The following is a 25852-nucleotide window of genomic DNA, read 5'->3' on the forward strand; positions in this document are numbered from 1 at the left end:
AACCCTGAGGAGTACGTATCCCCATGGCCCGTTTCGACGTCAACGCCGCCCGCGCCCAGCGCCTCGAAGCCCTCGGCCGCACCTGGTCGTTCGAGCTCGACGGTGATTCCTTCACGCTGCCCACCGAGCTGACCCGGGCCACCGCCCGTGCCCTGCGGGACCTCGACGACAACGACGTCGACGGGCTGCTCGGGCTGCTCATGGGTGAGGAGCAGTTCGCCCGCTTCGAGCGGCACGAGGTCACCATGCAGGACATCGCCGCCATCCTGGAGGCCTACGGCAAGGAGACCGGGCTCGGCCTGGGGGAAGGCTGAGCCTCGTCGGGTTCGTCGACGAACACGCCGAGGCACTCGAAGCGGATCTGCTCCGCTACTACGGCATCGACCTGCTCGACTGGCACCGTGACCGCCTCTCGGCCCGGCGGCTCTCGGTGCTCATCAAGCACCTGCCGCGTGACAGTGCGGTCAACCGGGATCTGTACGGGGAGGCCGCGGAGTGGTCGGTGACCGACCATCTGCTGGCCGCGGCGGTGGACCAGCTGGCGGCCGCCAACTGGATGTTCGCCACGGTCAACACGGCCGAGGACGGCGAGGGCCCGGAACCCCCGGTACCCGTACCGCGCCCGGGCGACCCAGTGGAGGAGGAGCGGGACGTTCCCGTTGGCGACACCCGATCGCCGACCCGGGACGATTCCACCCCGACCCCGGTCCAACTCGCCCGCTTCTTCGGCTGAGAAGCGGGGCTGGAGAGGGGGGCCTGTCCTTGGCCGCAGGGCCCGCGAACCCGTCTGACGGGTGGGTGGGCCCCCAACGGGCCGCATTCGGGGCCTCAACGGGGGCGCCTGGTCCCCGGCCTCGGATCGCGCTTGTCCGCGCGGTCCTGCGGGGCGTGTTTCCCACATCCGTCGCGGCGGTCGGAGCGGTCACGATCCCCGCGTCCGTCCGGCCGGTCATGCTCACCACGCCCATTCGGCCGGTCACGCTCACCGGGGCCTATGGGCCGGTCCTGGTTGTCGTCCTGGTCGCGGTGTCGGCCCTTCGCTCTGCCTTCCCCAGTTCTTCGGCGAGGGCCCGGGCCTTGTCGGAGAGCCGGGGGCGGTCCTCGGGGCCGGGGCCGGGAGTTCCGGGCGGCTCCTGGTGCTCTTCCGGTGCGTCCGGGCGGCGGCCCTTCTCCCGTCCGGCGGGGGTGTCACCCGGCCTGGTCAGCGGAGGGACACTGGGCCGTCCGTTGCGCCGGACCACCCGGCGCCGGTCTGAGGGTGCCGAACGCTCGCGCACCTGGCGGGCGGAGAGCAGTATGTCGCCCCCGCCCCTGTCGTCGTCCGGGCCGCCGTCCGAGCCGCCGTCCGGCACATGCTCCTCAGCGGGCACATCCTCGTCCGAAGGCGTCGGCGTCGGCGTCGGCGCACCGTCCGCCACCGACCGCTCCCGTTCGCCGCGCTCCTCCACTCGCGTCACCTCCGGCGGAGGCCGCAGGAGTTGGAGGTGGGGCAGGGGGATGACCTCGGCGCCCTGTTCGCCCTCGGGGCTGCGGGCCCGGAGGGGGCGCCGACCGGTGCGGGCGTCCTCCTGGCCCCTGAGGTACGCGGCGGTGATCCGCTCCTCATAAGCGCGCCGGACGGCGGGCAGTTGCTCGGCGACGACGTCGGCCCAGCCGGCGCTGTAGGCGGCCAGTTCACGCCGTTCGAGCTCGGCGCGGGGCAGGACGAGGAGGTCTTCGGGGGCATGTCCGAGCCGGTGGACCAGCTCGGACAGGCGGGCGATGAGGTGCGGCAGATCAGGGAATTGTTCAAGCCAGTCGATCGCCCGGTCGTCCCGCGTGTTGCTCGCGTCGCCGTCCACCCCAGGCACCCCGTAGGCCTTGCTCTCGTCCGCTGCTCCTTCGCGCGCCCCCGCGCGAGGACGGCTGCCCGCCGTCCACCGTCGCACACCCCGTCCTCCATGTCCCTCCGGGGGCCCAGCCATTCACATGTCGTTCACCGACGGGAGGACGGCCGGATCCCGACCCCAAGAACCTGACGCACCGTCCATTGCGCCCCCTGCATCACCGCAGGTCCGCACGCGGATGAGGAGGAGCTGCCGAGGCAAACACCGCCCGAACCACAGGATTACTCGTACACTAGTTCGAACACGCGTCTCGAACGCCTCCGTAGGCGCCACGTGTACCACCAGCCCAACGGACACAAGGGAAAGCAGGCCGACATGGCGACTGGCACGAGCAACCACCCGCAGCAGCCGATCGACACCTACACCCGTCTCGCCCGCCTCCTGCGCACCCCCGCCGCCAGCCGCGAGGCCCTGCTCGACCAGGTGTACGAAGAGCTGTTGGACCGGGAGTCACGCGCCTACGCCGCCGGCTGGTCCGACGCCCTGACGGAGGCCCGCCGGACCCGCTGACACCGCGGGCGACCCCCCGGCCGACACAGCCGCTTGTATGCTGCGGCACTCTCGCATCGCGGCCACCAAGGGGGAGCACACTTGTCCACAACGCTCGCGAGCGCAACGAACTACGGCATCCCATTCATGATCATTTCGGTACCCTTCGGCCTCGTCTCACTGCTTTTCATCCCCAAACAACTGCGTGAGCGGCGGCTCAAGAGGACGGGTGTCGAAACCGTCGCGGTCTGCCAGGAGCGCATACGCCGCGGCGGCACAGCGGTGGAACTTCTGAACTGTTCCTTCCGCACGGCCGACGGCGACGAGACCTGGGCGCTCGTCAGTGCTCCGAAGCCGGCGCCGCACGTCGGTCAGGAGTTCCCGGTCGTCTTCGACGCGCGGAAGCCCTCGGTGGTCGAAAGCAGCTACTACCTCTCATCGCGAGGCACATGGGTCGGCTACGTGATCCAGTCGCTCTTCGGCCTGCTGCTCGTGACAGGCGTCGTGATCGGCGCCATCTCCTGACCCTGGCGCCACCCGCGCCCCACACCCTCCGATGCCCTCTTCCGCCCTTGCGGGAGGGGGCATCGCCATGTCCGGACCACGCGCCGCACGAGAGGACACACATGACCGAGTACGTCAGCCAAGAGGAAATGGGCCAGACGCGAACCGCCATTTCCAAAGAGATCAAGAGTGCGATAACCGCGTACGACAACGGGAAGGCGGCCGAGGATCACGCGTGGGTCGCCGACTGGAAGACCCGGCTTCCCACGGAGCTGAACGGCATCAAGTCGGAGTTCACCGTCTTCAAGGCGGAGTGGGTTCCGATTCTCGCCACCCTGCCGGGGCTCTGGAGCTTCGAGGAACTGATCAAGAAGCAGTTCCGCCTGGACTACAACCAGTACGGCTTTCTCACCCGGCAGTCCGCCGAGGCCGCAGGAGGCGGAGGGGGCGCTCCAGGCCCGCGGGGTGAACCGGGGCCTCCCGGACCGCGCGGACCCGAGGGCCCGCAGGGCCGCGAGGGCCGACGCGGACAGCGCGGCGCGCCCGGGCGCCGAGGCCGACCGGGCCCGCGCGGTGACCAGGGCCGCCAGGGACGGCCGGGCCCGGCCGGTCCCCCGCCATCGACCGAGGCGTTGCGCAACGCCACTCAGGACGCCCGCGGCGCGGAGCAGGCACTCCGCGGCGTGGTGGACCGGGCGGAACAGCTGCGCACGACCATCGACGGCGGCCAGTGAGCTGCCGCGAACCGACCGTCTCGCGAACCGTCGAGGCAGGTCCCCGGTGACACATCTGGAGTGTGAATGTCTCTCGTACGATCACTTGGCCGAGCCTCCGGCGCACTGCAGGACTTCAAGACGAAGGCCTCCGGTGCGGGGGCCGCGGCCCAGGGCATGGGAAGCGCGGGCCAGAAGGGCGCGAACCAGCTCAAGACGCTGAAGTCGGCCGCCCAGGGCGCCGAGAAGGAACTGAAGGACCTGAGGACCGCCTCCGACCAGGCCGAGAAGTCGATCGGCAGGGCCGGCCGGACCGGTTCCTCCGCGGGCAAGAACCTCGGCAAGTACCGGACCGGGGCCGAGAAGGCGGCCAAGGGTCAGGACAAGATGAACAAGTCGATGAAGGGCAACTTCTTCGGCATGCTCATGAGCCTGCTCCAGCCGCTGATCGAGAAGGTCGTCGACATGGCGACCAGGTCGAAGACCATGCAGAAGGTCATGAAGGCGGCCTTCGAGGTCATCAAGTCGGTGATCAGCAAGGTCATGAAGGCCATCGGGCCGATCATGAAGAACGCCGCGAAGCTGATCAAGTCGGTCTGGAACGGCATCAAGAAGGCCGTCTCGACCGTCGTCAAGGCGATCGCCACGGTCATCAAGACCTACGTCACCATCTGGAAGAAGGTCATCAGCACCGCGCTGAACGCGATCAAGACGGTCGTCAGCAGCGTCTGGAAGGGCATCAAGGCCGTCGTCTCACCCGTCGTCAGCTGGATCAAGTCGGCGATCCCGAACGCCTTCCGGGCCGTCAAGGACAAGCTGTCCAGCATCTGGGGCGGCCTGAAGGGCATCGCGAGCCGCGCCTTCGACGGCATCAAGGGCGCGGTGAAGGGCCCGATCAACGCGGTCATCGGCATCATCAACTCCGCGATCGGCAGGCTCAACGGCATCAAGGTGTCGATTCCGGGCTGGGTGCCGAAGGTCGGCGGCAAGTCGTTCGGCGTCAGCCTGCCGAGAATCCCCGCGCTCGCCACCGGCGGTGTCGTCATGCCCCGCTCGGGCGGTGTCCCGGCGCTGCTCGCCGAGGCCGGTGAGGCGGAGGCCGTGCTGCCGCTGAGCAAGCTCGACCGGCTGCTGAAGCGGGCGGCCGCACAGGGGCCGGCGTACGCCGGTGCGTCCGGGGCGGCGGGCGGCGCGCTGCACATCGAGCACTACTACGCGGCCGAGACGAGCAGCCCGCAGCGGACCGCGGACGCCCTGATGTTCCTGGCGAAGGCACGCGGATGAGTGCCGTCGCGCGAACAGCCGGCGGCTGGACCGCCGACCCGCTCGTCGGTGTCGGGCCCGCCCTGCGCACCTTCCGCTCGCGGATCGAACAGGGCGGCAGCACGCTGCGTTCGGTCACCGGCCGGATCAAGAGTGCCGCCGCCGCCACCGATCGCGTCCGTTCCTCCGTCGCCCAGGCCGGCACCGCCGTACGGCAGACCAAGGCCAGGGCCGAGACGGCCGCCCGCTCGATCGCCAGGACAGGGCGGAGCGCCATCACCGCCGGGTCCGGCCTGAGGTCCGTGCGCGACCAGGGCAAGGGCTCCACCAAGCGGCTCGGGACACTCATGTCCGGGCTCGGCGGCGTCGGGGCGCTGGTCGCCGGCCTGCTGAGTGCCTCCGGCGTCCTCGGCGACCTCATGGGCACCTTCGGCACCGCCATGACCATCGGTTCCGGCGTCATGCTGGTCATCAACGCCCTGACCCGTGCCAACCCCATCGGCTTCGTCACCGGCCTGCTCCTCCCGGTCGCCGGCTGGCTGATCGACCTGGCGATGAACTCCGAGACCGGGCAGCGGTTCATGGAGCAGCTGGCCACGCTCGTACTGAAGTACGTCGAGCTGTACGTGACGATCATCAGCCCCCTGATGAAGGCGATCGGATCGGCGGTGAGCACCTACGTCACCGGCTACCTCACCGTCGTCAGGGGCGCCGTCACCGGCATCGCCACCCTCATCGGCACCGGCTTCGCCGTCCTCAAGGCCCTCACCACCGGCGACACCCGCGCGCTCAGCGGCCGGGTGTCCGCGGTGTGGCGGGGGTTCAAGGACGCGGTCAGGCCGGCGCTGAAGTGGATCAGTCAGGACATCCCCCGGATGTTCACCCGGATCAAGGCGGCCCTGTCCGGGACGATGCGCGGGCTCGGGCAGTTCGTGGAGACCGGCGCGCAGACCGTCGCGGGTGTGATCAAGGGGCCGGTCAACGGCCTGATCGCGTTCGCCAACTGGATCGTCGACGGGCTCAACAGCCTCAGCTTCAGCCTGTTCGGCAAGAAGTTCGGCGTCGACCTGGACAAGATCCCGATGCTCGCCGAGGGCGGTGTCGCGGTCCCGGGCGCCACCCGTCGGGCGGGCAGGGTCCTGCCGCTCACCGCCCTGCGCCGCCAGCAGGCGCTCGCCCTGCGCAACCACCACCGGCCCGGGCCCCCGCACCGGATCACGGAGTTCCACGAGAGCCGGGGCGCCGGTGCCCACGGCACGGCGGAGGACCTGCTCTTCCTCGCGGCGGCCCACGCACGCACCCCAGCCTGAGAAGTGAGGTGACGGCCCCATGGCCGAGACGACCACAACCGCATACACCGAGGACACCGCACCCGGCTCACTCATCACCCGCGATGGGCAGATGCAGTGGGCCGGACTTCTGCTGGGCCCCGGCACGCCCTACGAGATCGACCGCGGCGGACTGAGCGGCTGGGAGGACCTGCCCGAGTACGACGCCTCGGACGCCGACCACCCCACCGCGCACGGCGCCTGGCCGGGCGCCCGCTACGCCCGGCCCCGCAAGATCGGCGGCACGGTGTGGACCGTACCGTCGGAGGACAGCACCGAGTCCTCGCTGTCCGCGATGCGCGCCCTGCGCCAGGCCCTGCTGCTCGGTGACGCGGAGCGCTGGCTGGCGGTGCGGCTGCACGGCGAGACGCTGGCCGTGCGGGCCCGGGTCAGCCAGCGCGTGCTGGCCGCCGACCGGACGTACACCACGCAGGGCGTGGCCCGGGCGTCCGTGCAGTGGTACGCCACCGACCCGCGCCGCTACTCGGTCACCGAGCAGAGCGCGGTCACCGGCGCCCCGCAGCCGGAGAGCGGACTGACCTGGCCGCTGACCTGGCCGCTGTACTGGGGGCAGTCGGCCTCCACCGGAGACGTGCTCGCCGCCAACTCCGGCTCGGCGCCGACGCATCCGATGATCACCTTCACGGGCCCGTGCTCCAACCCGACGGTGACCGACCGCACCTCCGGCCGCCGGCTGCGCTACGAGATCACGCTCGCCGAGGGCGACGAGCTCGTGATCGACACCGCCGCCGGCACCGTCACCCTCAACGGCACCGCCTCCCGCCGTGACACGGCCGCGCCGGACAGCAGCCCCGAGGAACTGTTCGCCTTCGAACCGGGCCGCGCCCAGCTGGCGTTCCGGCCCGACACCGACGGGGCGGGCGCCCGGATGACGGTCCGCTGGCGCGACGCGGAGTGGTGAGCCCATGACCGTACGAGCCGCCTGGCTCTGACCGCCCCTTCGCCTCCCCCGTACCTTCCGGAGATCACAGGAGACCAGCAGATGAACCTGCGCAGCTCATGGCTGGCCGAGACCGGCCAGACCCGCGAGGACACCCGCCTCACCCAGCTGGGCGCGACCACCCCGACCAACCCCCTGGAGGTCCGCTCCGGCATCCTCCCCGGCTCCTACGACGGCCAGTACCGCCTCTCGGGCTTCTGGATGCAGGGCCGCGCGGGCACCATGTCGGTCACCGTCCACGAGGGCCGGGCCGTCGTCCAGGCCGACGCCAACCAGGGCGCCTACCCCGTCACGCTCTCCGAACCGCAGTCCCTCACCTTCACCGACGGCGAGGCCAACGACCGCGTCGACCTCGTCGTCCTGAAGGTCTCCGACAAGCTCTACGACGGCTCGGCGCAGTCCACGGTCTCCCTGGAGATCATCAAGGGCGAGGCGGACACCAACCCGACCCCGCCGCCGCTCCCGGACGTCGCGCTGCCGATCTACCGGGTCACCGTCCGGGCCGGGATCAGCGCCGGCAAGGGCGGCATCAACTGGAACAACGACGTGACGGACCTGCGCTCCAGCACCGTCGCGATCGGCGGCATCCTCCCGGCCTACGGCGAGACCGGCAACGGCGCCTACCCGGGCCAGTACCGCGACTCCGGCGGCGCCCTCCAGCGCTGGGACGGCTCCGCGTGGGTGTCGTACCCGAGCGCCCTGGGCGGCATCGCCCCGGCCGGCACCGTCACCACGGCCAGCTACACCGGCCAGTACCGCGACAGCTCCTCCGGAGTGCTGCAGCGCTGGAACGGCTCGACCTGGGCGTCGTACCAGCCGGTCGCCAACTGGACCGACTACACGCCGGTCTGGCGCAGCACGAACGGCGCCGCGCCCGCCATCGGCAACGGCACGCTGGCCGGCTCGTACGTGAAGACGGGCAACGTCGTCCAGCTGCGGATCTATCTCAAGATCGGCTCGACGACCAACCTGAGCGCCCAGGACGCCAACGCCGACTGGACCTTCTCCCTGCCGGTCGCGCCGGTGTCCACCGCCTGGAAGCTGGACGGACGGTTCATGACCGCCGAGGCGCACGACGTCTCGGCGCTCCTGACGTACCAGGGCGCCGGTCAGCTGTCGACGGCGAACGGCGGCACGATCCACCAGGTCCGCGACGCCCTCAAGACCAACGGGACCGTGTGGGACAAGTCCGCGCCCTTCACCTGGGCCGCGGGCGACGTACTGACCCTCCACGGCAGCTACGAGGCCGCCTCCTCCTGAGCGGCCACCGGGAAGGACTCGCCATGAACGCACGTTCCGCCTGGCTGTCCACGGACGGCCAGACCCGTGAGGACACCCGGGTCGCCGCCCTGGGTGCCCTCACCCCCACCTCGCCGATCGGCACCCGCTCCGGCATTCTGCCCGGCTCCTACGGCGGGGAACACCGCGTCTCCGGCTTCTGGCTCGCGGGCGCCACCGGCACCATGACCGCCACCGTGAGCTCCGGCCGGGCCGTCGTCCAGGCGGCCGAGTCCCGCGGCGCCTACCCGGTGGCGGTCACCGACGGCGTCCCGCTCACCTTCGAGGACGGCGACGCCCTGTACGGCCGGATCGACCTGGTCGTCCTGCGGATCCACGACCCCGCCTACGACGGCGGCGAGCGCACCGAGGCCGCCGTCGAGATCGTCAAGGGCAAACCGGAGGCCACCCCGACCGCGCCCGCGGCACCGGGCCTGTCCCTGCCGCTGTTCGAGGTCGTGGTCCCCAAGGGCCGCAGCGCCGGGACCGGAGGCATCGACTGGGGCACGGCGCTGACCGACCTGCGCCCCACCACCGTCGCCGTCGGCGGGATCCTGCCGACCGTCCCCGACGACATGGCCATCGGCGCCTATCCGGGGCAGTACCGCGATGTCAACAGCGCGCTGCAGCGCTGGAACGGCACCGCGTGGGTGCCGTACCCGAGGGACGTGGGCGGCATCGTCCCGGCCGGCGCGCTCACCAACGGCGGTCACCCCGGCCAGTACCGCGACTCCGCCGCCGGGCAGCTCCAGCGCTGGAACGGCACGGCGTGGCTGCCGGCCGTGCCCGGACCGGCGTTCGCCAACACCCTGGACGCCGGGTCGACGACGTCGACCACGTACACCGCGACACTCGCCGACGCGTCGGCCACCCCGCTGACGCTCACCTTCACGGCCCCGCCGTCCGGCTCGGTCCTCATCGGCCTGGGCGCCCGCATGCTCACCCGGTCCAGCGAGACCGTGTCCGCCTACATGTCCCCGCAGGTCACCCAGGGCTCCACCGTCATCTGGGCGGCCGACGACGAGCGCACCGCGACGAGCTCGGGGGACATCGGCAAGTCGGTGTCGACCCAGCTGCGGATGAACGGCCTGGCCGTCGGCACCACCTACACGGTCACCGCCATGTACCGGTCGACCAGCGCCACGGTCACCTGCTGGTTCGACGCCCGCTATCTGCGCGTCGACCCGATCGCCTGAACTCCCACCTCCCAGAAAGGAGTCGACCATGCCCGTACGCTCCGGCTGGCTCTCCCCCGACGCCCAGTCCCTCGAGGACACCAGGGTCGTCCCGCTCGGCACGCTCACCCCGACCTCGCCCGTCGCCACCCGCTCCGGCATCCTGCCGGGCTCCGCCGACGGCCAGTCCCGCATCTCCGGGTTCACCCTGACTGGCACCGCGGGCACCATGACCGCCACGGTCAGCCCCGGCCGGGCCGTCGTCCAGGGCGCGGACGCCCGCGGCGCCTATCCGGTCGCGCTCACCGAGTACCTGCCCCTCACCTTCGAGGACGGCGACGCCCAGTACGGCCGCATCGACCTCGTCGTGCTGAGGATCTACGACGACACCTACGACGGCTCCGGCCGCACCGAGGCCGCCGTCGAGATCGTCAAGGGCACCCCGGCCGCGACCCCGGCCGTACCGGCCACGCCCCCTCTCGCCCTGCCGCTCTACGAGGTCGCGGTACCGAAGGGGGCGAGCGCCGGCGCCAACGGCATCCCCTGGGGCACGGCCCTCACCGGCCGCCGTACCGCCACGGTCTCCGTCGGCGGCATCCTGCCCGTCACCACGGACACGGCCACCGGCGCCTACCCCGGCCAGTACCGCGACAACAATGGCGTCCTGCAGCGCTGGACCGGCACCGCCTGGGCCGACCACCAGCCGCCGATCGCCGTGGAGACCAACACCACCGGCGTCACCGCGTCCGGCAACTGGTCGGTGAGCTCGTACAACGCCCGCCGCACGCGCGGTGTCTGCTCCTTCAGCGTCTCGCTCGTCCGGACCACCAGCGCCCTCACCGCGACGGCCGCCGGGAGCACCAACCCGGGCAACGTCAACGACGAGCTGATCTGCACCCTGCCCGCCGGCTGGCGGCCCGCCCACGACACGTACGCCTCCGCCACCGACGGGTACGCCGACGGCGGCATCCGCATCAACCCCGACGGCACGGTGTACCTGCTCACCTGGTCGACCAGCGGTGTCATCCAGGTCGGCAACACCCTGCGGCTCTCCGCCTGCTTCGTGCAGTGACCACCGCCTCACCAGGAGCTGACCGCCGCATGACCACCAACACCCCGTACCGCGCGATCTTCTGCGATCTGCGCGAGGACACCACCATCGACATCCTGCCCCTGCGGGACGTCACCGTCGACGACTACATCGGCAAACCCGGATCGCTCTCCGGCACCGTCCCCGTACCCGACGCGGCGATGGCCGCCCGCGTCCGCCGCATCGAGGAGGGCCGCACCGCGGTCTACCTCCAGCGCGGCAACGACCTGTGGTGGGGCGGCATCGTCTGGACCAGCACCCTCCAGAGCGACGACCGGGGCGTGCTGACCCTCGGCATCCAGGCCGCCACCTTCGAGTCGTACGCGGCCCGCCGCCGCATCCGCGCCAACCTGTACTACAAGGACGCCGACCCGCTGGCCGTCGCCCGTGGGCTGTGGATCAACCTGCAGAAGATGCTGCCCGGCAGCGACATCGGCGTCACGACCGGGGACGAAACCTCCGGCGAGCTCCGCTCGGGCACCTGGCGCAACGGGGACGAGACGATCTACCTGGAGGCGATCGACGCGCTCGCCGCCGTGGACCCCGTCTTCGAGCACCACATCGCCGTCTACCGCGACCCGTCCACCGGTGAGCGGGTGCGCCGGCTGCGGCTGGGCAGCCCGAAGATCAACACCGGGACCACCGACCTGGTCATGGACCGGCCGGGCAACATCCTGGCGTACACCTTCCCGCGCGACGCCACCCGCGGCGGCACCACCGCCAGGGCGCGCGGGGCCACGGACAACTCCAACCAGGCCGCCGAGTCCCGCCCGCTGTACGCCGACGCGCCCGAGGCCACGGAGTTGATCAACGCGGGCTATCCGCGCATCGACCTGTCCTCGGACCACAACGAGGTCTCCGACACCGCCACCCTGCTGTCCCTGGCCAAGGCCGAACTGGCCGAGGCCACGGGGGCGGTGGTGATCCCCGAGATCACCGTCCGCCTCGACGACCTGGTGCCGCCCGCCCTGCTCGGCCGGACCGTCCGCATCCGCGTCACCGACGAGTGGTTCACCGAGGGACTGAACAACCGCTACCGGATCATCGGCGTCAAGGTCAGTCCCTCGCAGCGCGGCCGCCCCGACACCGCCGAGCTCTACCTGGAGGAGGTCTGATGGCCCAGCTGCCCGAGGACATCATCGACCGGCTGACCGCGATGGAACGCCGGATCCAGCAGCTGTCCACCGCCGTCAACACCCGGCCCGCCCTCAACAGGGTCTCCCAGGGCGGAGTGGAGATCAGCGACGGCGGCTACCTTGCCGTACTGCCGCCGGAGGGCGGGCCGGCCGTGTTCGCGGTCGGCGCCTGGTCCGGCAAGGAGTACGGCCTCGCCATCCGCCGCCAGACCGGCTCCATGGCCCTGAGCCTGCACAACGGCGACGGCACCTCGACCTCGCAGCAGCCGCTGAGGATCTACGACCGCAACGGCAGGGAGATCTTCGCCGACGACGTCGACACCGGCGGCCTGGCCCGCCCGTGGCTGTCGATGACGATGCCGACCGACACGGCCCTGGAACGCTGGCCGCGCACCACGTCAGGCAGTTGGTCGACCGTCGCCCGGTCCTGGAACCCGCTGTGGCAGCCGAAGATGCGGATGTACATCTCGACCTCGGTGTCCGCCGGCGCCACCGGCGAGGTCCGGGTCATGGTCAACGACACCCCGTGGGGCGGCACCGTCACGGCTCCCGCGGCGTTCGACTACACCGACTTCGTCGTCAACAACTTCAACGCCTCCTTCGGCAACCTGCTCAAGTTCGAGATCCAGGCCCGCATCGCCTCGGGCACCGGCACGGTGTACGCCCAGCCGCGGATCATGTACGGCCTCCAGACCACCTAGCCACCGACCTCAGCAGCGGAGGAACCCATGGACATCGACCCCACCCAGCCCTGGGGCATCGCCATCGACTACGCCGGCCGCGCCACCCTCACCGAGGAGGGCCACACCGTCTACATCAACGTCACCGACACCAGCCTCAGCAGCATCATCACGCCCGACCCGCTCACCGGCCAGTACTCCCCCGTCAGCGTCACCGCCCAGTTCACCGAGACCGGCATCAACGGCGCCGTGCTGCGCGGCTACGGCCGGATCGGCGTCGAGCCCGTCGGCACGGACCCGGTCGCCCCGGACCCGACGGCCGTGCCGCGCGCCGTCGCCGCGGCGGTCTCCGACTTCCAGGCCAACACGGAGGCGTACGTCAACCTGTGCGCCCGGTGGACACCGGAGGGCGAGCCGGAACCGGAGCCCGAGCCGGACGACGGCACCGAACCCGCCGTCTGACCCTCTCCCTTCGCACCCTCACCCACCCGCACCCCGAGCCGCCCGACCGGCCGGGGCTTTCTCATGCCCGGGAGGCACCGCCCATGGCCAGACCCCTGTCCGCCGACGCCCTCGTGTCCGCCCTGCGGGCCGAGGGCGTCACCGTCGTCGAACACGCCGGATGGCGCACCCACAACCGCAACCACAAGGGAAGTTGGGGCCCGCTCAACGGCGTGATCATCCATCACACCGTCACCTCCGGCACCGCGTCCAGCGTCAGCCTCTGCTTCAACGGCCACTCCGCCCTGCCCGGCCCGCTCTGCCACGGCGTGATCTCCAAGGACGGCACGGTCCACCTCGTCGGCAACGGCCGCGCCAACCACGCCGGCGTCGGCGACCCCGAGGTCCTCGCCGCCGTCACCGCCGAACGCGCGACGCTGCCCGCCCCCCGCCACAGCACCACGGACGGCAACGCCCACTTCTACGGCTTCGAGTGCGTCAACCTCGGCGACGGCAGGGATCCCTGGCCCCAGGTCCAGCTCGACGCCATCGAGCGGGCCGCCGCCGCCCTGTGCCGGGCGCACGGCTGGAGCGCCAACTCGGTGATCGGCCACAAGGAGTGGACCAGCACCAAGATCGACCCGCGCGGCTTCGCCATGGCCGACCTGCGCGCCCGCGTCGCCACGCGTCTGGCGAGGAAGCCGGCCGGCTCGGCCCCCGGCTCCACGGCGCCGCAGTACCAGCCGTTCCCAGGCGCCGAGTGGTTCCGCAAGAACCCCAGGTCCGCGATCGTCACGGCGATGGGCAGGCGCCTGGTCGCCGTCGGCTGCTCCGACTACGCCTCGGGCCCCGGCCCGCAGTGGACCGAGGCCGACCGCCGCTCCTACGCCAAGTGGCAGCGCAAGCTCGGCTACACCGGTGCCGCCGCCGACGGCTGGCCCGGCGCCAAGTCCTGGGCGGCGCTGAAGGTCCCGTACAGCTCCTGAGAAACGAGGTCCACCGTGTCAGAGGCCGCCAAGCGAACCCTCCGTACCGTTGTCCAGACCGCTGTCGGCCTGTGCGTCCTGCTGCCGGCGGTCGTGGGCGCCGTCGGCGTCCCCGAGACCCTCCCCTGGGTGGCCGGCGCCCTGGCCGTCGCCGCGGGCGTGACCCGCGCCATGGCCCTGCCCGCCGTACAGGCCGCGCTTCCGTCCTGGCTGCGCACGAGCACGCCGGCCGAAGAGCGCCGAGAGGAGGACAAGGCGTGACCGACTCCTCCGCCTCCGACCGGGCCGTCGTCGCCGTCGAGCTCGAACGGCTGCGCGGCACCGTCGAGGCCGGCTTCGCGCGGGCCGACGGGCAGCTCGCCCTGCTGGTGCAGCGCAGCGACCAGACCGACAAGCAACTGGCCGACCACGAGCAGCGGCTGGACGCGCTGGAACGCTCCCGCTGGCCCATCGCCAGCATCGGCGCCCTGGCCGCCGTGGCGACGACGGCCGTCGCGGTCTGGGAACTGACCGGCCGCTGAACACGCCGAAGGGCGGCCACCCCGTGGGGTGACCGCCCTTCAAGCGGACGCTCGCTTACTGGTTGTACGGACCGTAGTCGTAGTCCTCCAGCGGAACGGCCTGGCCGGAGCCCGTGCCGAACGGCGAGTAGTCGATGTCGTCGTAGCCGACGGCCGAGTACATCGCGGCCTTCGCCTCCTCGGTCGGCTCGACCCGGATGTTGCGGTAGCGGGACAGACCCGTACCGGCCGGGATGAGCTTACCGATGATGACGTTCTCCTTGAGGCCGATCAGGGAGTCGGACTTGGCGTTGATCGCCGCGTCCGTGAGGACCCTGGTCGTCTCCTGGAAGGACGCCGCCGACAGCCAGGACTCCGTGGCCAGCGAGGCCTTGGTGATACCCATGAGCTGCGGACGACCGGAGGCCGGGTGACCGCCCTCCTGGACCACACGACGGTTCTCGTGCTCGAACTTCGAGCGCTCGACCAGCTCACCGGGCAGCAGCTCGGCGTCGCCGGACTCGATGATCGTCACGCGGCGCAGCATCTGCCGGATGATGATCTCGATGTGCTTGTCGTGGATCGACACACCCTGCGAGTTGTACACCTTCTGGACCTCGCCGACCAGGTGGACCTGGACGGCACGCTGACCCAGGATGCGCAGCACGTCGTGCGGGTTGGTGGCACCCACGGTGAGCTTCTGGCCCACCTCGACGTGCTCGCCCTCGCTGACCAGGAGTCGGGCACGCTTCGAGATCGGGAACGCCGTCTCGTCGCTGCCGTCGTCCGGGGTGACGACGATCTTCTTGGTCTTCTCGGTCTCCTCGATCCGGATGCGGCCCTGGGCCTCGGAGATCGGGGCGACACCCTTCGGGGTACGGGCCTCGAAGAGCTCGACGACACGCGGCAGACCCTGGGTGATGTCGTCACCGGCCACACCACCGGTGTGGAAGGTACGCATCGTCAGCTGGGTACCGGGCTCACCGATGGACTGGGCGGCGATGATGCCGACCGCCTCACCGATGTCGACCAGCTTCCCGGTGGCCAGCGAACGGCCGTAGCACATCGCGCAGGTGCCGACGGCGGACTCGCAGGTCAGGACCGAGCGGGTCTTGACCTCCTCGACACCGTGGTGCACGAGCTGGTCGATGAGCACGTCACCAAGGTCCACGTTGGCCGGCGCGATCACCTTGCCGTCGATGACGACGTCCTGGGCGAGCATGCGGGCGTACACGCTGGTCTCGACGTCCTCCGCCTTGCGCAGCGTGCCGTCGGCCTCGCGCGTGGCGATCCGCAGCTTCAGACCGCGCTCGGTGCCGCAGTCCTCCTCGCGGATGATGACGTCCTGCGACACGTCCACCAGACGACGGGTGAGGTAACCCGAGTCGGCGGTACGCAGAGCGGTGTCCGCGAGACCCTTACGGGCACCGTGCGTGGAGATGAAGTACTCCAGCACGGACAGACCCTCACGGAACGACGCCTTGATGGGCCGCGGGATCGTCTCGTTCTTCGCGTTCGACACAAGACCACGCATACCGGCGATCTGACGCATCTGCATCATGTTGCCTCGTGCACCCGAGTTCACCATCATGAAGATCGGGTTGGTCTTCGGGAAGTTCTCGTTCATCGCCTCGGCGACCTCGTTGGTCGCCTTGGTCCAGATCGCGATGAGCTCCTGCGTGCGCTCGTCCTTGGTGATCAGACCGCGCTCGTACTGCTTCTGGACCTTCTCGTCCTGCGCCTCGTAGCCCTTGACGATCTCCTTCTTCGCCTCGGGAACGACGACGTCGGAGATGGCGACGGTGACGCCGGAACGGGTGGCCCAGTAGAAGCCGGACGCCTTCAGGTTGTCGAGCGTCGCCGCCACGATGACCTTGGGGTACCGCTCGGCGAGGTCGTTGACGATCTCGGAGAGCTGCTTCTTGCCGACCTCGTAGTCGACGAACGGGTAGTCCTCGGGCAGCAGCTCGTTGAAGAGCGCACGGCCCAGGGTCGTCCGCAGACGGAACGAGTCACCCTGCTGCCACTCCGGCTCACCCTCCTCCTGCGCCGGCGGGGTCCAGCCGCGCGGCGGGATGGTGCCCACCGGGAAGCGGATGTCCACACGCGACTGCAGCGAGAGCTCGCCCGCGTCGAACGCCATGATCGCCTCGGCGACGGAGGAGAAGGAACGCTCCTCGCCCTTCACCTCGCGCATCTCGCCGTCGGTGGTGAGGAAGAACAGACCGAGGACCATGTCCTGGGTCGGCATCGTCACCGGACGGCCGTCGGCGGGCTTGAGGATGTTGTTCGAGGACAGCATCAGGATGCGGGCCTCGGCCTGCGCCTCCGCGGACAGCGGCAGGTGTACGGCCATCTGGTCACCGTCGAAGTCCGCGTTGAACGCGGTGCAGACGAGCGGGTGGATCTGGATGGCCTTGCCCTCGACCAGCTGCGGCTCGAAGGCCTGGATGCCGAGGCGGTGCAGGGTGGGAGCACGGTTCAGCAGAACCGGGTGCTCGGCGATGACCTCTTCGAGGACGTCGTACACGACCGTGCGGCCGCGCTCCACCATGCGCTTGGCGCTCTTGATGTTCTGCGCGTGGTTCAGGTCGACCAGGCGCTTCATCACGAACGGCTTGAACAGCTCCAGCGCCATCGCCTTCGGCAGACCGCACTGGTGCAGCTTCAGCTGCGGACCGACGACGATCACGGAACGCGCGGAGTAGTCCACACGCTTGCCGAGCAGGTTCTGACGGAAACGGCCCTGCTTGCCCTTCAGCATGTCGCTGAGGGACTTCAGCGGGCGGTTACCGGGACCGGTGACCGGACGGCCACGACGACCGTTGTCGAACAGCGCGTCGACGGCCTCCTGGAGCATGCGCTTCTCGTTGTTCACGATGATCTCGGGCGCACCGAGGTCGAGAAGGCGCTTCAGTCGGTTGTTCCGGTTGATCACACGGCGGTACAGGTCGTTCAGGTCGGAGGTCGCGAAGCGGCCACCGTCCAGCTGCACCATCGGGCGAAGGTCCGGCGGGATGACCGGGACGCAGTCGAGGACCATGCCCTTGGGGCTGTTGGAGGTCTGCAGGAAGGCAGACACGACCTTCAGCCGCTTCAGCGCACGGGTCTTCTTCTGGCCCTTGCCGGTACGGATGATCTCGCGGAGACGCTCGGCCTCCTCGTCGAGGTCGAAGGACTCCAGGCGCTTCTGCAGCGCCGCGGCACCCATCGAACCGTCGAAGTACGTGCCGAAGCGGTCACGCAGCTCGCGGTAGAGCAGCTCGTCGCCCTCCAGGTCCTGGACCTTGAGGTTCTTGAAGCGGGTCCACACCTCGTCGAGACGGTCGATCTCGCGCTGGGCGCGGTCGCGCAGCTGCTTCATCTCGCGCTCGGCACCCTCGCGCACCTTGCGGCGCACGTCGGCCTTGGCACCCTCGGCCTCGAGCTCGGCCAGGTCGGTCTCGAGCTTCTTGGCACGGCCTTCGAGGTCCGCGTCGCGACGGTTCTCGATCTGCTGCCGCTCGACGGAGACGTGCGCCTCCAGGGAGGGCAGGTCACGCGTGCGGCGCTCCTCGTCGACGTACGTGATCATGTACGCCGCGAAGTAGATGACCTTCTCGAGGTCCTTGGGAGCCAGGTCGAGCAGGTAGCCCAGCCGGCTCGGGACACCCTTGAAGTACCAGATGTGCGTGACGGGGGCGGCGAGCTCGATGTGGCCCATCCGCTCACGGCGCACCTTGGCGCGGGTCACCTCGACGCCGCAGCGCTCACAGATGATGCCCTTGAAGCGGACACGCTTGTACTTGCCGCAGTAGCACTCCCAGTCCCGGGTCGGACCGAAGATCTTCTCGCAGAAGAGTCCGTCCTTTTCCGGCTTGAGCGTGCGGTAGTTGATCGTCTCGGGCTTCTTGACCTCGCCGTGGCTCCACTGACGGATGTCGTCAGCGGTGGCCAGACCGATCCGGAGCTCGTCGAAGAAGTTGACGTCGAGCACTATGCGTCAATCCCTCTCAGGGTTGTAAGTCTTGGGGTCTGAAACGGGGGTCCCGGGGCCGGCCGGGGCTTCATTGCTGAGCCCCGGCCGAACTCCCGTCAGACCTCTTCGACGCTGCTCGGCTCGCGCCGGGACAGGTCGATGCCGAGCTCCTCCGCAGCGCGGAAGACGTCCTCGTCGGTGTCGCGCATCTCGATGGACATACCGTCGCTGGACAGCACCTCCACGTTCAGGCACAGGGACTGCATCTCCTTGATGAGCACCTTGAAGGACTCGGGGATGCCGGGTTCGGGGATGTTCTCGCCCTTGACGATGGCCTCGTAGACCTTCACGCGGCCGGTGACGTCGTCGGACTTGATGGTCAGCAGCTCCTGGAGGGCGTACGCGGCGCCGTAAGCCTCCAGCGCCCACACCTCCATCTCGCCGAACCGCTGGCCACCGAACTGGGCCTTACCACCCAGCGGCTGCTGGGTGATCATCGAGTACGGACCGGTCGAGCGGGCGTGCAGCTTGTCGTCGACCAGGTGGTGCAGCTTGAGGATGTACATGTACCCGATGGAGATCGGGTCCGGGAACGGCTCACCGGAGCGGCCGTCGAACAGCCTCGCCTTACCGGTCGGCTGCACCATGCGCTCGCCGTCGCGGTTCGGGATGGTGTGGTTCAGCAGACCCGCGAGCTCGTCCTCACGCGCACCGTCGAACACCGGGGTGGCGACGTTGGTGCCCGGGGCGACCTGGTCGGCGCCGATGACCTGGAGGCGCTGCGCCCAGTCCTCGGCGAGACCCGAGACGTCCCAGCCGCGGCTGGCGAGCCAGCCGAGGTGGATCTCCAGGACCTGTCCCGGGTTCATTCGGGACGGCACACCCAGCGGGTTGAGGATGATGTCGACCGGGGTCCCGTCCTCGAGGAACGGCATGTCCTCGATGGGCAGGATCTTGGAGATGACACCCTTGTTGCCGTGACGGCCGGCGAGCTTGTCACCATCGGTGATCTTGCGCTTCTGCGCCACGTACACGCGCACCAGCTGGTTCACACCGGGCGGAAGCTCGTCGCCCTCCTCGCGGTCGAAGACGCGCACACCGATGACCTTGCCGGTCTCGCCGTGCGGCACCTTCAGCGAGGTGTCACGGACCTCACGGGCCTTCTCACCGAAGATCGCGCGCAGCAGACGCTCCTCGGGGGTCAGCTCGGTCTCACCCTTGGGCGTGACCTTGCCGACGAGGATGTCACCGGCGATGACCTCGGCACCGATACGGATGATGCCGCGCTCGTCGAGGTCGGCGAGGACCTCCTCGGAGACGTTCGGGATGTCCCGGGTGATCTCCTCCGGGCCGAGCTTGGTGTCACGGGCGTCGACCTCGTGCTCCTCGATGTGGATCGAGGAGAGGACGTCGTCCTGCACGAGGCGCTGCGACAGGATGATCGCGTCCTCGTAGTTGTGACCCTCCCACGGCATGAACGCCACGAGCAGGTTCTTGCCGAGCGCCATCTCGCCGTTCTGGGTGGCCGGACCGTCGGCGAGGACCTGGCCCTCGATGATCCGGTCGCCCTCGTTGACGATGACCTTCTGGTTGACCGAGGTGCCCTGGTTGGAGCGGGCGAACTTGGCCAGGCGGTACGTGATGTACGTGCCGTCGTCGTTGGCGGTGGTGATGTAGTCCGCGGAGACCTCCTGGACCACACCCGCCTTCTCGGCCTTGACCACGTCGCCGGCGTCGACGGCGGAGCGGTACTCCATGCCGGTGCCGACGAGCGGGGACTCGCTCTTGATCAGCGGCACGGCCTGACGCATCATGTTCGCGCCCATGAGGGCACGGTTGGCGTCGTCGTGCTCGAGGAACGGGATCATGGCGGTCGCGACCGACACCATCTGGCGCGGCGAGACGTCCATGTAGTCCACGTCGTCACCGGCGACGTAGTCGACCTCGCCGCCACGGCGGCGGACCAGGACGCGGTTCTCGGCGAAGCGCATGTCGTCGTCGAGCGTGGCGTTGGCCTGCGCGATGACGAAGCGGTCCTCCTCGTCGGCCGTCAGGTAGTCGACCTCGTCGGTGACAATGCCGTCCGTGACCCGGCGGTACGGCGTCTCCACGAAACCGAACGCGTTGACGCGGCCGTAGGAGGCGAGCGAACCGATCAGACCGATGTTGGGGCCTTCGGGCGTCTCGATCGGGCACATGCGGCCGTAGTGGGACGGGTGCACGTCACGGACCTCGAAGCCGGCCCGCTCACGGGAGAGACCACCCGGACCAAGAGCCGACAGACGGCGCTTGTGGGTGAGACCCGACAGCGGGTTGTTCTGGTCCATGAACTGCGACAGCTGGCTGGTGCCGAAGAACTCCTTGATGGAGGCGACGACCGGCCGGATGTTGATCAGGGTCTGCGGCGTGATCGCCTCGACGTCCTGGGTCGTCATGCGCTCGCGGACGACACGCTCCATACGCGCCAGACCCGTACGGACCTGGTTCTGGATGAGCTCGCCGACGCTGCGCAGACGACGGTTGCCGAAGTGGTCGATGTCGTCGGTCTCGACGACGATCGTCTGACCGCTGTCGGCGGTCGTCTCGGTCTCACCCGCGTGCAGCTTCACCAGGTACTTGATCGTCGAGATGACGTCCTCGACGGTCAGGATGCCCGCGTCGAGCGGAGCGTCCGCACCCAGCTTCTTGTTGACCTTGTAGCGGCCGACCTTGGCCAGGTCGTAACGCTTGGGGTTGAAGTACAGGTTCTCGAGCAGCGTCTGCGCGGCCTCACGCGTGGGGGGCTCGCCCGGACGCAGCTTGCGGTAGATGTCGAGCAGCGCGTCGTCCTGGCCCTGGGTGTGGTCCTTCTCCAGGGTGGCGCGCATGGACTCGTACTCGCCGAACTCCTCGAGGATCTGCTCGGTGGTCCAGCCGAGCGCCTTGAGCAGGACGGTGACGGACTGCTTGCGCTTGCGGTCGATACGGACACCGACCATGTCGCGCTTGTCGATCTCCAGCTCCAGCCAGGCACCCCGGGACGGGATGACCTTGGCGGAGAAGATGTCCTTGTCGGACGTCTTGTCGATGCTGGAGTCGAAGTACACACCCGGCGAACGGACAAGCTGCGACACCACGACACGCTCGGTGCCGTTGATGACGAACGTGCCCTTGTTCGTCATGAGCGGGAAGTCGCCCATGAAGACGGTCTGGGACTTGATCTCGCCGGTCTCGTTGTTGGTGAACTCGGCCGTGACGAAGAGCGGCGCGGCGTACGTGAAGTCGCGCTCCTTGCACTCGTCGATCGAGTTCTTCGGCGGCTCGAAACGGTGGTCACGGAACGTCAGCGACATCGACCCGGAGAAGTCCTCGATCGGGGAGATCTCCTCGAAGATCTCCTCCAGGCCGGACTTGGTGGGGACGTCCTGACCGGACTCCAGAGCCTCCTCGACCCGACTCTGCCAAGCGGTGTTTCCGAGCAGCCAGTCGAAGCTCTCGGTCTGCAGCGCGAGCAGGTTCGGAACCTCGAGAGGCTCCTTGATCTTTGCAAAGGAAATGCGCAGCGGGGCGGTGCTGGCGCCGTTGTTCGTATTCGCGGTCGAGGCGTTGCGCGAGGCGGCCAAGAGGGGGTCCTTCCGAGGGCTCGGACTCACTACGCGCGTACCGGCCCCTCTCCCATGCACAGAGACGGAGATCCCAGGTAAGGGATCATGTAGTCGTCGGTGCTAAGGCGAGGGCATGCCCCTGGTGACGGGCAGGGGACAGCTAACAGGCAGCGCAAAGGGTCAGTGTAGCCACTTGGCACACTGATGTCCAGTGCGGGTTTCTCGAGACCCTCGTAGTTCTCAACGCCCTCGGTCTGTCTGCCCTCAACGCACGGTCATACTGCCCTCTTCGTCGTCGATCCATGCCTCGGAACCCGGATCGTTGTGACGACGCGTCCTGAGAATTGCGCGCTGCGTGCGGTTCGTCAAGGCCCCCTGGCCCGAAGCCTCAGGCCCCCGGAGACACGATGAAGATCACCATACCCCTCGTCAACCGAGGTGCAAGGCAACCGTGGCCGGCCCCCGGAAACGCCGAAGAGCGACCACCCGGATGGATGATCGCTCTTCGGTGCGTGAGCGTTACAGCCCTAGCGGACTGTTTCGGCCTTCGCGAAGGTCTTACTTGACCTCGACGGAGGCGCCGGCGCCCTTGAGGGACTCGGCGGCCTTCTCGGCGGCGTCCTTGGCGACCTTCTCGAGAACGGGCTTCGGGGCGCCGTCCACGAGGTCCTTGGCCTCCTTCAGGCCCAGGGAGGTCAGCTCGCGCACGACCTTGATGACCTGGATCTTCTTGTCACCGGCGCCGGTGAGGATGACGTCGAACTCGTCCTTCTCCTCCTCGGCCTCAGCGGTGGCGGCCGGGCCGGCCGGGCCGGCGACGGCGACCGCGGCGGCGGCGGTGACGTCGAACTTCTCCTCGAACGCCTTCACGAACTCGGAGAGCTCGATGAGGGTCATCTCCTCGAACTGCGCGAGCAGGTCTTCCTGGCTGAGCTTCGCCATGATGGGCGATCCTTCCACTAATTCGGCTGGTGCCGGATGTACATGTCTGGCGGGCGTACGTTGGCCCGCTACGACCGCTGCCTCAGGCGGGCTGCCTCACGCGGCGGTCATTTCGCGAGCCGAATTACTCGGCACCGCCCTGCTCGGCCTGCTTGGCACGAAGAGCGTCCACGGTGCGGACGAGCTTCGAGGGGAGCGCCTGGAAGACCTGAGCAGCCTGGGTCTGCTTGCCCTTGAAGGCACCCGCCAGCTTGGCGAGCAGAACCTCGCGGGACTCGAGGTCCGCGAGCTTCTTGATCTCGTCGGCGGACAGCGCCTTGCCGTCAAGGACACCGCCCTTGATGACGAGGTTCGGGTTGTCCTTGGCAAAGTCACGAAGACCCTTCGCCGACTCCACCGGGTCACCGGTGACGAAGGCGACCGCCGTCGGACCGTTGAACAGGTCGTCGAGCGTCGAGATCCCGGCCTCGTTGGCCGCAATCTTGGTCAGCGTGTTCTTCACCACGGCGTACTGGGCGTTCTCACCGAGCGAACGACGCAGCGTCTTGAGCTGCGCCACGGTGAGACCCCGGTACTCGGTCAGCACGGCGGCGTTCGAGCTGCGGAACTGCTCCGCGAGCTCGGCTACCGCGGCAGCCTTGTCGGGCCTTGCCATGAGCGTCGGCCTCCTTCCGGGTGATGACGACCGCTCGGAAGGGGCTGGAGTAAACGAAACGCCCCGGCGCAGGCGCACGGGGCGTAGCTCGACCGGGTGTCGCACGCACGAGGGCGGCGATCTCCGGGAGCGCTTCCACAGTCACCTGCGCGGGTCGTCCGCAGTTCAGCGGATCCTTCGGCCACCGGCACCCTCGCGAGCACACGGCAACGACCAGCGGTCTTTGGCTTCTTTAGGAGAGTACGTGAACCGGTCCCCGTCGAGCAAATCCGCCCGTACGGGGGCTCAGGCCTTGTCGAGGCCCTTCATCATCTCGGCCAGGTCCACGGTGTCCTTCGCGGGCGGTGCCGTGATGGTCACCGGCTTGTTGAAGTCGACGAAGGTCAGGGTCAGGTCGAGCTTGCCCTTGTCGGCGTCGCCGCGCATGCGGAACCGCTTGGTGTGGTCGTCGCCGTCCACCCACATGTCCATGACGAGGCTGTCGACGCCCATCTTCTCGTACTGCTTGATGCTCTTCTCGCGCCGCTCACGGGTGGCCTTGTCCTTGCCCTTGAAGCTGGCGCGCAGGTCATCGAGGGTGGCGGTGCCCTTGTAGTGGGTGGTCTTCACCCCGTCGATCGTCTCGGTGCCGACCTTCTCGATGTCCTTGGCGCCGGTGAGAAAGGCGGACTCCGAGGTCGGATTGCGGTTGGCCTGGGCGAGTCCCTTGGAGTCGGAGCTCATGCCGTTGTCGGCACCGCCCCGCTTGTCCGTGCCGAGCTTCATCCAGCTCTTGCCGTCCATCTCGCCGGCCATCGCGTCCCCACCGATGTACAGCGCCTTGCCGACCACACGTATCTCGACCGCGCCCTTGACCTCGGGGTCGTCGGGCGTGCTGACCTTCATGCTCATGGCCAGGGGCTTCTGGCGCATCGCCGCCTCGGCCTCGACGTGACCCTCCTCCGGCGTCACACCGGTCATCTTCCAGCGCAGCGAACTGATCGACTCCGTCTTCTTCGCCGCCTTGGCGACGGCCGCCACGGGCGACATCTCGGGCGACTTCTCCGTGCCGCAACCGGTCGCGCCGGCGGCGAGCAACAGAGCGGCGAGCCCGGCACCCGCCACCCGGCGGTGCGTGGCGCCACGTACGGCAGTCTTCATCGATTCCCCCAGGAAACACACGGCTGACACACAGAATCGCGAGCGTATCCCAGGAGGTTCGAACAATCCTCCGATTTCTCCTCGGGGCCTGAAAGAGCCCTCAGGACGTGGTTCCGCCCTGCTTCCCGAGCAGTGCCTTGAAGTCCTCCGTGTCGTCCGCCGGAGGCGCCTGTGTGGAGACCTTCACGCCGTAGTCGCTGTAGTACGCGGTCTGGGTCAGCTCCCCGGTCGCCATCTCGCCCTTCTCGACCTTCTTGACCAGCAGGTCCTGGTCGTCGACCCAGATGTCGATCGTCTCGGTGGTGACACCGGCCTGCTCCAGCTGCCGGTGCAGGGCGGCGAGCTGGCCGGCGCTGAGGCTGGAGTTCTTGGTGGCGAGGTCGGCGACCTCCACCGTGCCCGCGTAGTGCGTGGCGCGGACACCGCGCACCGTCTCCTCGCCGACCTTCTTCACGTCCCCGGAGGCCAGCAGCAGCTTGACCGACTGGTTGGGCGTGGTGTTCCGCATCTGGTCCCCGAGGAACGCGCCGGAGCTGCCCGCGAGCTTCTCCAGGTCGTCGTAGGCGTACCGGATCCAGTGCTTGCCGCCCGCCTGCGCCGCGAACTTGTCGCCCATCTTGGCGTAGTAGGCGTCGGACAGGTACCGGGCCTGCATCGACGTGGTCCCCAGCTGCGTGCGCATCATCTCGGACGCGGTGCCGCCGGTGTAGGTGAGGGTGAGACTGCCGTTCAGGCCGTCGCTCCAGGCGAGGGTGCCCTTCGACTTCAGGGACATCGTCGAGCCCATGACGGTCGTGGCCTCGACTCTGGCCGAGTCGGCCTTGTCCGTGGACTTCTCGGCCGAGCGCAGGGCGGCTATCGGGCTGACGCGGGCCGTCCCCTTGCCGGCCGCCCTGCCGTCGTCCTTGCCGCCCCCGTCCGAGCCGCCGGAGGACGAACAGGCGGCCACCCCCGTCAGCGTCATCGCCACCACGACCGACAGCGCCACCCGACGCGCACTCGTGCTCTTCATTTCCGTCCCACCCCTAAACGATCGCTGCGTCCGCATGCGAAGTGAGATCCGCACGCAAAGAAAGAGACGGGCCCCGCACCTCGAGAGGTTGCGGGGCCCGTCCTTTATGGCGCGTTCCGAACGCGGCTACC

24 protein-coding genes are annotated in these 25852 nt (G+C 69.2%); 17 read left to right on the top strand and 7 right to left on the bottom strand.

Annotated features, from left to right (window positions below):
- The first annotated feature begins 23 nt into the window (after window positions 1-23).
- Window positions 24-314, top strand: a complete 291-nt coding sequence (locus IG99_RS32765; RefSeq protein ID WP_037680449.1) for a hypothetical protein — start codon at window positions 24-26, stop codon at window positions 312-314.
- A gap of 65 nt (window positions 315-379) precedes the next feature.
- Window positions 380-733, top strand: coding sequence for a hypothetical protein (locus IG99_RS32770; protein WP_037680524.1), 354 nt, complete (start codon window positions 380-382; stop codon window positions 731-733).
- 259 nt (window positions 734-992) lie between these two features.
- Here the strand turns inward: IG99_RS32770 and IG99_RS48045 are convergent, their stop codons facing one another.
- Window positions 993-1928: a hypothetical protein gene (locus IG99_RS48045; RefSeq protein ID WP_158973284.1), complete on the bottom strand. Its 936-nt coding sequence runs from the start codon at window positions 1926-1928 to the stop codon at window positions 993-995.
- Window positions 1929-2201: 273 nt separating this feature from the next.
- Between IG99_RS48045 and IG99_RS32780 the strand changes: the two genes are divergently transcribed.
- From IG99_RS32780 to IG99_RS32850, 15 genes are all read left to right on the top strand, one after another.
- Window positions 2202-2396: a hypothetical protein gene (locus tag IG99_RS32780; protein WP_107056076.1), complete on the top strand. Its 195-nt coding sequence runs from the start codon at window positions 2202-2204 to the stop codon at window positions 2394-2396.
- Window positions 2397-2477: 81 nt separating this feature from the next.
- A complete protein-coding gene (locus IG99_RS49135) occupies window positions 2478-2900 on the top strand; it encodes a hypothetical protein (protein ID WP_158973285.1) in 423 nt (140 codons plus the stop codon).
- A 101-nt stretch (window positions 2901-3001) separates the two neighbouring features.
- Entirely contained in the window at window positions 3002-3613 is a 612-nt protein-coding gene (locus IG99_RS50710) for a hypothetical protein (RefSeq protein WP_037680456.1), read from the top strand.
- A gap of 66 nt (window positions 3614-3679) precedes the next feature.
- Window positions 3680-4876, top strand: coding sequence for a phage tail protein (locus IG99_RS32795; protein ID WP_037680458.1), 1197 nt, complete (start codon window positions 3680-3682; stop codon window positions 4874-4876).
- Entirely contained in the window at window positions 4873-6165 is a 1293-nt protein-coding gene (locus IG99_RS32800) for a phage tail family protein (protein ID WP_037680459.1), read from the top strand. Before IG99_RS32795 ends, IG99_RS32800 begins: the two co-directional genes overlap by 4 nt.
- 19 nt (window positions 6166-6184) lie before the next feature.
- Entirely contained in the window at window positions 6185-7105 is a 921-nt protein-coding gene (locus tag IG99_RS32805; RefSeq protein ID WP_037680462.1) for a phage distal tail protein, read from the top strand.
- Between the two features lie 81 nt (window positions 7106-7186).
- On the top strand, window positions 7187-8404 hold the full coding sequence (locus tag IG99_RS32810; protein ID WP_037680464.1) for a hypothetical protein: 1218 nt from the start codon (window positions 7187-7189) through the stop codon (window positions 8402-8404).
- Window positions 8405-8427: 23 nt separating this feature from the next.
- A complete protein-coding gene (locus IG99_RS32815) occupies window positions 8428-9618 on the top strand; it encodes a hypothetical protein (protein WP_037680466.1) in 1191 nt (396 codons plus the stop codon).
- A 28-nt stretch (window positions 9619-9646) separates the two neighbouring features.
- On the top strand, window positions 9647-10669 hold the full coding sequence (locus IG99_RS32820) for a hypothetical protein (protein WP_037680467.1): 1023 nt from the start codon (window positions 9647-9649) through the stop codon (window positions 10667-10669).
- Between the two features lie 29 nt (window positions 10670-10698).
- A complete protein-coding gene (locus IG99_RS32825; protein WP_037680470.1) occupies window positions 10699-11802 on the top strand; it encodes a hypothetical protein in 1104 nt (367 codons plus the stop codon).
- Window positions 11802-12524: a hypothetical protein gene (locus IG99_RS32830; protein WP_037680472.1), complete on the top strand. Its 723-nt coding sequence runs from the start codon at window positions 11802-11804 to the stop codon at window positions 12522-12524. Before IG99_RS32825 ends, IG99_RS32830 begins: the two co-directional genes overlap by 1 nt.
- 27 nt (window positions 12525-12551) lie before the next feature.
- Window positions 12552-12965, top strand: a complete 414-nt coding sequence (locus IG99_RS32835) for a hypothetical protein (protein WP_037680474.1) — start codon at window positions 12552-12554, stop codon at window positions 12963-12965.
- Between the two features lie 83 nt (window positions 12966-13048).
- On the top strand, window positions 13049-13930 hold the full coding sequence (locus IG99_RS32840; protein WP_037680477.1) for a peptidoglycan-binding protein: 882 nt from the start codon (window positions 13049-13051) through the stop codon (window positions 13928-13930).
- 15 nt (window positions 13931-13945) lie between these two features.
- Window positions 13946-14191, top strand: coding sequence for a hypothetical protein (locus tag IG99_RS32845; protein ID WP_037680479.1), 246 nt, complete (start codon window positions 13946-13948; stop codon window positions 14189-14191).
- A complete protein-coding gene (locus IG99_RS32850; RefSeq protein WP_037680481.1) occupies window positions 14188-14451 on the top strand; it encodes a hypothetical protein in 264 nt (87 codons plus the stop codon). The genes IG99_RS32845 and IG99_RS32850 overlap by 4 nt, the downstream gene beginning before the upstream one ends.
- Before the next feature lie 55 nt (window positions 14452-14506).
- Here IG99_RS32850 and IG99_RS32855 read toward each other — a convergent pair whose 3' ends face one another.
- From IG99_RS32855 to IG99_RS32880, 6 genes are all read right to left on the bottom strand, one after another.
- Window positions 14507-18406 carry a DNA-directed RNA polymerase subunit beta' gene (locus IG99_RS32855; protein WP_037680483.1) on the bottom strand — a complete coding sequence of 1300 codons (3900 nt, stop codon included), beginning with the start codon at window positions 18404-18406 and terminating at the stop codon, window positions 14507-14509.
- Between the two features lie 98 nt (window positions 18407-18504).
- Window positions 18505-21990 carry a DNA-directed RNA polymerase subunit beta gene (rpoB, locus tag IG99_RS32860; RefSeq protein WP_037680485.1) on the bottom strand — a complete coding sequence of 1162 codons (3486 nt, stop codon included), beginning with the start codon at window positions 21988-21990 and terminating at the stop codon, window positions 18505-18507.
- A 540-nt stretch (window positions 21991-22530) separates the two neighbouring features.
- Window positions 22531-22914: a 50S ribosomal protein L7/L12 gene (rplL, locus tag IG99_RS32865; RefSeq protein WP_037680487.1), complete on the bottom strand. Its 384-nt coding sequence runs from the start codon at window positions 22912-22914 to the stop codon at window positions 22531-22533.
- A 124-nt stretch (window positions 22915-23038) separates the two neighbouring features.
- Entirely contained in the window at window positions 23039-23569 is a 531-nt protein-coding gene (gene rplJ, locus IG99_RS32870) for a 50S ribosomal protein L10 (protein ID WP_037680489.1), read from the bottom strand.
- A 285-nt stretch (window positions 23570-23854) separates the two neighbouring features.
- Window positions 23855-24709: an SCO4651 family lipoprotein gene (locus IG99_RS32875; RefSeq protein WP_037680491.1), complete on the bottom strand. Its 855-nt coding sequence runs from the start codon at window positions 24707-24709 to the stop codon at window positions 23855-23857.
- Window positions 24710-24809: 100 nt separating this feature from the next.
- The gene (locus IG99_RS32880; protein WP_037680493.1) at window positions 24810-25721 is read right to left on the bottom strand and encodes an SCO4651 family lipoprotein; all 912 of its coding nucleotides are present in this window, start codon (window positions 25719-25721) and stop codon (window positions 24810-24812) included.
- Between the last annotated feature and the right edge of the window lie 131 nt (window positions 25722-25852).

Source organism: Streptomyces griseus subsp. griseus (assembly GCF_000720255.1).
GTDB lineage: Bacteria > Actinomycetota > Actinomycetes > Streptomycetales > Streptomycetaceae > Streptomyces > Streptomyces griseus_I.